The organism is Longimicrobium sp. (assembly GCF_036280135.1).
GTDB lineage: Bacteria > Gemmatimonadota > Gemmatimonadetes > Longimicrobiales > Longimicrobiaceae > Longimicrobium.
The window spans coordinates 1-8951 of the sequence record NZ_DASURI010000623.1 but is presented as its reverse complement, the minus strand read 5'-3'; the positions used below and the strand labels follow the sequence as shown (position 1 = coordinate 8951).

8 protein-coding genes and 1 rRNA gene are annotated in these 8951 nt (G+C 68.9%); 5 read left to right on the top strand and 4 right to left on the bottom strand.

Annotation, left to right across the window (positions count from 1 at the left end):
* The 4 genes from rrf to VFZ20_RS20220 all read left to right on the top strand — a co-directional run.
* A 5S ribosomal RNA gene (rrf, locus tag VFZ20_RS20235) occupies positions 1 to 113 on the top strand; the annotation flags it as partial.
* 488 nt (positions 114 to 601) lie between these two features.
* Positions 602 to 2023 carry a sigma-54 dependent transcriptional regulator gene (locus VFZ20_RS20230; RefSeq protein WP_329685751.1) on the top strand — a complete coding sequence of 474 codons (1422 nt, stop codon included), beginning with the start codon at positions 602 to 604 and terminating at the stop codon, positions 2021 to 2023.
* Between the two features lie 217 nt (positions 2024 to 2240).
* Complete coding sequence (locus VFZ20_RS20225; protein ID WP_329685750.1) at positions 2241 to 4730, top strand: aminotransferase class I/II-fold pyridoxal phosphate-dependent enzyme; 2490 nt, start codon at positions 2241 to 2243, stop codon at positions 4728 to 4730.
* A 23-nt stretch (positions 4731 to 4753) separates the two neighbouring features.
* The gene (locus tag VFZ20_RS20220; RefSeq protein ID WP_329685749.1) at positions 4754 to 5548 is read left to right on the top strand and encodes an aminoglycoside phosphotransferase family protein; all 795 of its coding nucleotides are present in this window, start codon (positions 4754 to 4756) and stop codon (positions 5546 to 5548) included.
* On the opposite strand, the gene VFZ20_RS20215 is transcribed toward VFZ20_RS20220, so the two are convergent.
* The 4 genes from VFZ20_RS20215 to ruvX all read right to left on the bottom strand — a co-directional run bounded on the left by VFZ20_RS20215 (position 5539) and on the right by ruvX (position 8224).
* The gene (locus tag VFZ20_RS20215; protein ID WP_329685748.1) at positions 5539 to 6039 is read right to left on the bottom strand and encodes a zinc ribbon domain-containing protein; all 501 of its coding nucleotides are present in this window, start codon (positions 6037 to 6039) and stop codon (positions 5539 to 5541) included. The two genes, VFZ20_RS20220 and VFZ20_RS20215, sit on opposite strands and share 10 nt — an antisense overlap.
* 63 nt (positions 6040 to 6102) lie before the next feature.
* Positions 6103 to 6729, bottom strand: a complete 627-nt coding sequence (gene thiE, locus VFZ20_RS20210; RefSeq protein ID WP_329685747.1) for a thiamine phosphate synthase — start codon at positions 6727 to 6729, stop codon at positions 6103 to 6105.
* Positions 6726 to 7769 (bottom strand): endolytic transglycosylase MltG, encoded by a 1044-nt coding sequence (gene mltG, locus VFZ20_RS20205; RefSeq protein WP_329685746.1) that lies wholly within the window; start codon positions 7767 to 7769, stop codon positions 6726 to 6728. Before mltG ends, thiE begins: the two co-directional genes overlap by 4 nt.
* Positions 7766 to 8224: a Holliday junction resolvase RuvX gene (ruvX, locus tag VFZ20_RS20200; protein WP_329685745.1), complete on the bottom strand. Its 459-nt coding sequence runs from the start codon at positions 8222 to 8224 to the stop codon at positions 7766 to 7768. The genes mltG and ruvX overlap by 4 nt, the downstream gene beginning before the upstream one ends.
* Positions 8225 to 8727: 503 nt before the next feature.
* On the opposite strand from ruvX, the gene VFZ20_RS20195 reads away from it, so the two are divergent.
* On the top strand, positions 8728 to 8951 hold a 224-nt coding region (locus tag VFZ20_RS20195), incomplete at its 3' end, for a hypothetical protein (RefSeq protein ID WP_329685744.1).

Sequence of the window (8951 nt, the reverse complement as noted above, 5' to 3'; positions counted from 1 at the left end):
GTGGCTATGGCGCGGGGGATCCACCCGATCCCATCCCGAACTCGGAAGTGAAAACCCGCTGCGCGGATGGTACTGCCGGGGCCACCCGGTGGGAGAGTACGGCGCCGCCGGCCTCATCTTGGACAAACGCCCGCTTCGATCAACAGATCGGAGCGGGCGTTTGCTTTTCTGTCGAGATCCAGGGCAACTGCTTTTCTCACGCAGAGGCAGCAGGGGCAGCAGAGGAACGGCAACTGATCTTCTCACGCAGAGCCGCGGAGGACGCGGACAACCGCTGTTGTTGGCGGTCCCCTATAACCTTTCCCTTGGCAACCCGCAATTACCCGTTCTGAAAGATTCTCACCTTCGGAGCGTAGCTTGAACGCCGCACCCGGTGCGCCTCTGGGACAATGCTGAGTAGCAGTCCACCAATTCAGATACACAAAGTGGGTCGCCGGTGACCCGATACGTGCGGTGCTGATGCTGCAGCCTTGTGGAGGGGCGGGAGTCGGTGCGACATGGTTGCCCCACAGCCGTTCCGAACGTATACTGTGTCCCAGCAAGTGTCTCCAACTGACATGTGACGAGGCACCATCCGCCCGCTCCTCTCCGGCAAGAACAAATGAGCGACACCTCGAACTCCGAAGTCCCGATCAGCGTTCTGATCTGTGACGACGAAGAGTTGCTGGTTAAGAGCTGCGGGCAGATCCTGTCCAGCGAAGGGTACACGGTCCACACCGAAGGCCGTGGCAAGAACGCCCTGGACAACGTGCGGCGCCATCGGCCCGACATCGTCCTCACGGACCTGATGCTGCCCGATATGGATGGCCTCACGCTCCTCAAGGAGATCAAGAAGCTGGCGCCCGAGACCCTGGTGGTGATGATCACCGGCTTCGCCACGGTTGACAGCAGCGTGGAGGCCATCCGCGCCGGCGCGTACGACTACATCCCCAAGCCGTTCACGGCCACGCAGCTGCGCATCCTCATCGGCCGGGCGGCGCAGCAGGTGCAGCTGGTACGCGACAACGCCCACCTGCGCGACCAGCTCAAGAAGCACTACAGCTTCGAGAACATCATCGGCACCAGCGAGGCCATCCAGAAGGTGTTCTCGGTGGTGTCGCGCGTGGCGCCCACGGACGCCAGCGTGTTCATCTCCGGCGAGTCGGGCACCGGCAAGGAGCTCATCGCCCGCGCCATCCACGCCAACAGCCGGCGGTCGGGGCGCGCGTTCATGGCCATCAACTGTGCCGCCCTCCCGGACCACCTGCTGGAGAGCGAGCTGTTTGGTCACGAGAAGGGATCGTTCACGGGCGCGGACAACCAGCGTCGCGGCCTGCTGGAGGTGGCGTCCGGCGGCACGTTCTTCCTGGACGAGATCTCGGAGATGAGCATGGACCTTCAGGCCAAGCTCCTCCGCGTAATCCAGGAGCGGCGCATTCGGCGCGTGGGCGGCGAGTCGGAGATCCCCATTGATGTGCGCTGGGTCTCGGCCACCAACCGCGATCCCGAGCAGGCCGTGCGTGACGGCAACCTGCGCCAGGACCTGCTGTACCGCCTGAACGTGGTGCCCGTGCGGCTCCCCCCTCTGCGCCAGCGGCGCGAGGACATCCCCGCGCTGGCCAACTACTTTCTGCGCCGCTTCGGCCAGGAGTACGACCGCGGCAACCTGCGCTTCGGCGCCGAGTCGCTGCGCGTGCTGAGCGACTACCACTGGCCGGGCAACGTCCGCGAGCTGCAGAACGTGACGGAGCGCATCACGTCCCTGTGCCTGCCGGGGCAGGAGATCACGCCGGAGGACCTGCCCGAGGAGCTGACGATGCGGCCCACGAACGGGCGGCCCACGGTGGCGTACTCGGCGGACCTGCCGTTCCACGACGCCAAGAACGACGCCATCACGGTGTTCGAAAAGGAGTACCTGCGCGACCTGCTGCGGCGGCACGGCGGCAACATCTCGCAGGCGGCCCGCACGGCCGGCATCGACCGCAAGACCATCCACCGCATGCTGGCCAAGTACGAGCTGGACGGCCGCGACGCCGCCTGGTAGCGGATCGCCGTGGTTCGTTCTGAAGCCGGGGTCCCGCATCACTGCCGGGCCCCGGCTCTTTTTCGTACCCCAGATTCGAGATTTTCTCGATCGCGTGGATGGGGTCGAATCTCATCCGCGCCACAGGAACGTTCGGAGATGGGACGTATGCGAGTCGCCGGGGTGATAGGCTCCATCCATCCCAATTCATCTGTTCCTCCGCACCGGAGACACGCACGTGAACGCGTCGGAGCACATCTCCATCGTTGAAGGCATACACCGCGAGGCGCGCGGCCGCGGCGTCCTGTTCCAGGGCGTGGACGACGAACCGCTGCAGGGCCGCACCATCCACCTGGACGGGCGGCCGCGGGTAACGTTCGGCTCGTGCTCGTACCTGGGGCTGGAGTTTCACCCTGCGCTCATCCAGGGCGTCACGAGCGCCGTCCGCCGTTACGGCACGCAGTTCTCGCAGTCGCGCGGGTACGCCTCCGCGCCGCCGTACGAGGAGCTGGAATCGCTCCTTTCCACCGTCTTTGGCGGGCACGTGCTGGTGACGCCGTCCACCACGCTGGGCCACCAGATGGTGCTGCCCACGCTGGCGACGGAAAAGGATGCGATCCTGGTGGACAACCAGGCACACCGCAGCGTGCAGGTGGCGGCCACCCTCGCGCAGGCGGGCGGCGCGCGCGTGGAGGTCATCCGTCACCGCGAGCTGGACGCGCGCCTGCTGGAGACCGTCGCGCGGCTGGCGCGAACGCATCGCACCGTCTGGTTCGCCATTGACGGCATCTACTCGATGTACGGCGACTTCGCGCCGCTGGGCCTGCTGCGCCAGGTGCTGGACGTGGCGCCCAACGTGCGCCTGTACGTGGACGACGCGCACGGGATGAGCTGGGCGGGCCGGCACGGGCGCGGCTGGTTCCTGTCGCGCTTTCCCCTGAGCCAGCGCGTGGTGCTGGGCACGTCGCTCGTGAAGGGGTTCGCGGCCGGTGGCGGCGCGTTCGTCTTTGCCTCGGCGGAGGAGCGCGACCGGGTGCGGCTGTGCGGGGGGCCGTACGTCTTCTCCGGCCCCATGCAGCCGCCCATGCTGGGTGCGGCCCTGGGCTCCGCGCGCGTGCACCTGTCGGACGAGATCGATGGGCTGCAGCGCACCTTTGCGGCCCGCGCCGCACTGACGGACACGCTGCTGCGCGAGCACGACCTGCCGCTCCTTCTGCGCAACGAGGGACCCATCTTCTTTCTGCGGATGGGGCGCGCCGAGGCGGCGATGACCGTCGCGGAACGGATGATGGAGGACGGCTGGCACATCACCATCAGCACCTACCCGTCCGTGCCGCAGCGGCGCGCGGGCATTCGCCTGGCCGTGACGGCGCTGCACACGCCGACGGAGATCCGCGGCGTGATCGAGGCCCTGGCGCGCCACGTTCCCCGCGCGCTGGCGGAGCACGGCATCAGCCGCGGCGAGCTGGACGAGCTGTATCACGATGCCGTGCCCGGGGAGTCGTGGGGCGGCCCGCGTCCCCGGGCGATCCCCGCTTCGCCCGTCGTGCGCGGGACGGAGACGCCGCTGCCGCAAGGATGGCGGGTGGAGGTGTGCGATACCATCGCGGAGGTGGATCGCACCGAGTGGGACAGATGCATGTCGGGGCGGGGCGCCAGCAGCTGGGACGCGCTGCGGATGGCGGAGGCGCTGTTCGGCGCGGATCAGCCGCTGCCTGAGCACCGATGGCGCTTTCGGTACGTCGTCGTGCGGCGCGGGGACGGCACGCCGGCGGCCGCGACGTACTTCAGCCGGTGCCTGCACAAGGATGACATGTTCTCAGACGCGCGCGTCTCGGCGGAAGTAGAGCGGCTGCGGCGCGCGGGCGACCCGTACCTGCTCAGCTCCGAGGTCGTCACGCTGGGCTCGTACCTGTCCGAGGGCGACCACCTGTTCCTGGACCGCGCGCACCCGGCGTGGCCGGCCGCCCTGGGTGCCATCCACGGGGAGATGATGCACGCCGCGCGCGAATGGAGCGCATCCGCCGTCATCCTGCGCGACTTCGCGGGCGACGACGGGGCGCTGGACGCGTGGATGGGCGCGCGCGACTTCGTGAAGCTCCCCATCCTGCACAGCCACCGGCTGGACCTGCGCGAATGGAGCGAGGAGGGGCGCGCCGCCCGGGCGGGGAGCCGCACCCGGCGCCTTCTACGCGACCTGCGCATCGCGTCGGAGGGATATCGCGTGGAGGTGTGGGGCGTGAACGGCCGCACGCCGGCGGATCCCGGCTTCGCGTCGCACCTGTATTCGCTGTACCGCGACGTCGCCGCGCGCGGGCTGCGCATCAACACCTACGCGCTCCCGGAGGACGTAATCCCGGCGCTGCTCGCGAATCCTTCGTGGGAGGTGGTGGCGCTTTCGAAGGCGGAGGGCGACGCGGAACGGCCCGTCTCCTGGTTCGCCGCGCACCGACAGGACGGACACTATGCCGCGTTCATGTGTGGCGTGGATTACGCGGACGTGACCGGCACGTCGTCCGGCGCGTACCGCCAGATGCTGCTGGCGATGATGCGGCGTGCCCGCGAGCTGGGCGCCCACACGCTGCACATGGGGATGGACGCGGAGGTGGAGAAGCGGCGCTTTGGTGCCGTGCCGCATCCCACCTGCGCGTACGTGCTGGCGCTGGAGCACGATGCCGGCGACCGACTTCAGGCCATCGCCACGGAGGTGGGGCTGCGCGTGGCGTGAACCGATCGGCGGAGGGACGGCGGATGTTCGACGAGCACCTCGCGCGCTGGGGGCTGATTCCCGACGGCGAGCCGATCACGACACACAGCAGCCGCCTGCTTCCCGTCCTGTGGGGCGGGGAGCCGGCCATGCTCAAGGTCGCCCACGCGCCGGAGGAGCGGGCGGGGGCGCGCCTGATGGCGTGGTGGGCGGGCGAGGGCGCCGCGCGTGTCCTGGCGCACGCGGGCGACGCGCTTCTGCTGGAACGCGCCACGGGCGCGGGCTCGCTCGCGGAGATGGCGCGCGGCGGCCGCGACGACCAGGCGACGCGTATCCTCTGCGCGGCCGCGGCCCGGCTGCACGCACCACGCGACCGGCCCACACCGGAGCTCGTCCCCCTGGCGCGCTGGTTCCGGGCGCTGGAGCCCGCGGCCGCGGCGCACGGCGGCACCCTCCTCCGCTCCCTTCAGGCCGCGCGCGAGCTGCTGGCCGATCCGCGGGACGTCACCGTCCTGCACGGCGACCTGCATCACGGGAACGTGCTGGACTTTGGCGCGCGCGGCTGGCTCGCCATTGACCCCAAGGGATTGATGGGCGAGCGCACGTTCGACTTCGCGAACCTGTTCCTCAATCCCGAGCCGCGGATCGCCCTGGCGCCGGGACGGCTGGCGCGGCAGGTGGACGTGGTGGCGGACGCGGCAATGGTGGAGTGCGGGCGTCTGCTGCGGTGGATCGTGGCTTGGTCGGGCTTGTCCGCCGCGTGGTCGCTGGAGGACGGTGACGATCCTGCCTTCGCGGTCGCCGTCGCCGAGGTGGCGGCTTCCGTGCTCTATCGGTAGGCCCAGATGATTAGCAGGATGCCCAGCAGGCCGATGAACATCCCGATGAGGCCATGCTTGGCGCCTCGCAGGTACGCGGGGATGCCGCAAGCAATCGCGATCACGCCCATCGGCACGGGAAAGATGAGCAGGGACAGCACGCCGCAGACGACGGCCACCCATCCCAGCGTGTTCCCCGCCTCCTCGTCGCGCTCCATGCGCTCGCGCACGGGATCGGGGCGGATGATGGGATGATGCACGGGGCCCGTGTGCACGTACTGCACGGGCCGGTTTCGCGCAGGCGTCTGGCCCAGCGGCCGCCTGCACGAGGCGCACTGCGCGTCTCCCGTGCGGTTCCACGTGCCGCAGATGCAGCGGTACGCCTGGTTCTCCGCGGCCGAGGCGGGCTCAATTGGAGCGGTGGGTGCTTCGATCCGCGTTCCGCAGCGCATACAGAACGAGGCATCCTCCGGCAGGGTCGTTCCGCAGCTGGGACAGGCGAGGCTCGGCATGGCGGGAAGGGATGGATGTCGGAAGGTGTGGCGGAGCCGGACGATGATGATCGTCGATCCGGATCAGCGCCGCAGGAGCGCGCGGACGGCGGATTCCGGATCATCCGCGCGCATGACGGCGCTGATGACGGCGACCCCGGCCGCGCCGGCGTGGAGCACGGGCGGTGCGTTGGCGATCGCGATCCCGCCGATGCCCACGACGGGAATGCGCACCGAAGCGGCCACCTCCGCGACACGCTCCACGCCCACGGCTTCTCCCGCGTCGGCCTTGCTGTCCGTCGCGTAGATGGGGCCGACGCCGACATAGTCCGCACCGTCCGCCTCCGCCCGCCGCGCCAGTTCGATCGTCTCCGCCGACACGCCGACAAGGAACCCGGGCGGAGCGATGCGGTGCGCCTGGTCCACGGGAAGGTCGTCCTGGCCCACGTGCGCGCCGTCCGCGCCCACGGCCAGCGCCACGTCCACGCGGTCGTTGATGAACAGCAGCGCGCCGGCCGCCTGCGTCTCCGCCAGCAGCGCCTGGGCGACGGCGGCCATCTCCCGCGCGGGCGCGTCCTTCATCCGCAGCTGGATGGCGGGCGCGCCGCCCCGCAGGGCCGCGCGGACCACGTCCACCACGCCGCGCCCGGGCCCGCAGTCCGGGTCCGTGACGACGATGAGCCGCAGCCGTTCCCCCAGGTCCTCGATCATCGGCCCGAAGGTGCCTGCTGCTGGCGTTGCGCGCGCATCTCCGCGCGGTAGCGGGCGACCTGGCGCAGGTGCTCGTTGTACGTGCGTGTAAAGACGTGCGTGCCGTTGGCCCGCGCCACGAAGAAGACGAAGTCGTGCCGCGCCGGCTGCAGCGTTGCTTCGATTGCGCCACGGCTGGGGGACGCGATGGGGCCCGGCGGCAGGCCGGCGTTGCGGTACGTGTTGTACGGATCGTCGGCCGTCTGCTGGATGTGGCGGCGCAGCAGACGGCGCTGGTGCTCGCCAAGCGCGTACTGTACTGTGGGATCCGCCTCCAGCCGCATCCCGCGCTTGAGCCGGTTGTGGTACACGCCAGCGATGGTGGGCCGCTCGGACCACACCTTGGCTTCCTTCTCGACGATGGATGCGAGCGTCACCACCTCGCGCTCGTTCATCCCCAGCACCTGGGCCTGCTGGCGCATGGCGGGCGTCCAGAGGCGCTTGTACTGGCCCGTGAGCTCGCGTAGGATGGCATCCAGCGACACGCCCATGGGAAAGACGTACGTCGCGGGATACAGGTAGCCCTCCAGCGTGGGCCCGGGGACGCCGTACTTGTTCGCCTGCGCGGGATCCATCAGCCGCGACAGCACCGAATCCGCTGGCTGCCCCGTGATCTGCGCGATCCGTGGCGCGATCCGGCGCAGCTCCCACCCTTCCGGGATCACCAGGCGCGTCTTGACCACGTCGCCCGTCGTGAGCTTGCGAAGGATGAGGTCGAACGCCGCGCCCGGCCGCACCTCGTACACGCCAGGCTGCAGCTTGCTGCCCACGCCCTTCATCCGCGCGTACGTCTTGAACATGCCCGGCGATCCGATGACGCCACGCGCGTTCAGCGTATCCGCCACGGCCGACATCCCGCTGCCGCGCGGCACGGTAAAGCGCACGGGCTGGCCCTGGCCCTGGCCGGAGCCGCAGGCGGCCAGGGCCAGGAGGGCGAGCAGAGGGAATAGGGAATAGGGAATAGGGAATAGCCTGCTACGGCTGATGCGTCTGATGCTCATTCGGAGCTCTCCTCCGCCTCGGCGGCAGCGCGATTGCGACGCAGGGCCAGGTATCCCTCCAGGATCACGGCCGCGGCGCCCGCATCGATGCGCTCCTTTTGCTCGCGATCGCTTTTCTTGAGCCCCAGGCCGCGGATGGCCCGTTCCGCGCGCACGGACGACAGCCGTTCGTCCATCCAGTGCACCGGCAGCCCCGTGCGCCGCGCTAGATCGTCGCCGAACGCGCGCACCTCCGCCGCCCACGCGCCCTCCTCGCCGGCAAGGTCCAGCGGCAGGCCGATGACGGCCTCGTCCGCCTCCTGCTGGCGCACCAGGTCCGTGATCTCGGGCCAGGGCGGGCGCTTGCCGGCGCGGCGTTGCAGCGTGGTGAGCGGCGTCGCGATGGTGCGCGTGGGGTCGCTCACCGCCACGCCGATGCGGCGCTCGCCGTAGTCGAATGCAATGGTGCGGGCCAAGGCGGTGCGTTGGTTACGGGTACGAGAGCTCGTAAGCGCAGGAAAGTAGCCCCTCCGCCGCAAACGGTAAACGGCCGCGGGCGGATGATACCTAGATACGTCTGCTGGTGCCGTCGCGATTCGGGTTACGTGATCGCTATGCGGGGGGTGAACACGTCCAACACTTCCGTTATACTATGCGCCCCTTCGCGGCCAAGTCGATTCGGCGGCACGATCCGGGGTTGACGCCGATGGTACAGGCTGATATCCTTTAGGGCTGTCGCTTGAACGGACGGCGGGCGGTGCGGGAAGCGGAATTCTGGATTTCCGCCTCTTGCTCGAAACGCCTAAGTGGTTTAGGTTGAAGGCGTTGCAAGAAAGTCGGCGGATGAAGAATTGGGAAACCTCTTCGCCGCCGCCCCTTGACCGGACAGGTCGAGGCTGATAGATTGAAGGGCTGCCACGAACGAGGCGGCTGGCGGCAGAAGGAGACGCGGCGGCCGGGTGAAACTGGCCGGATGCGAATGAAGCGAGTCAAGGGCTCGCGAGCTGTTTTTGAAAACTCGGGTCATTGGGAGTGCTTTGAAACGGGCGCCCCGTGGCGGCATAAGCCGAAGGCATCACGTCCTTCGCGGCCGCTGAACACGGGACGTGAACGTGAATTTTCCGAACGAAAGCAACGGACGAAAGTCCGGCGTTTCGTTCCAAGAGAGCTGTTTGAACTCATGGAGAGTTTGATCCTGGCTCA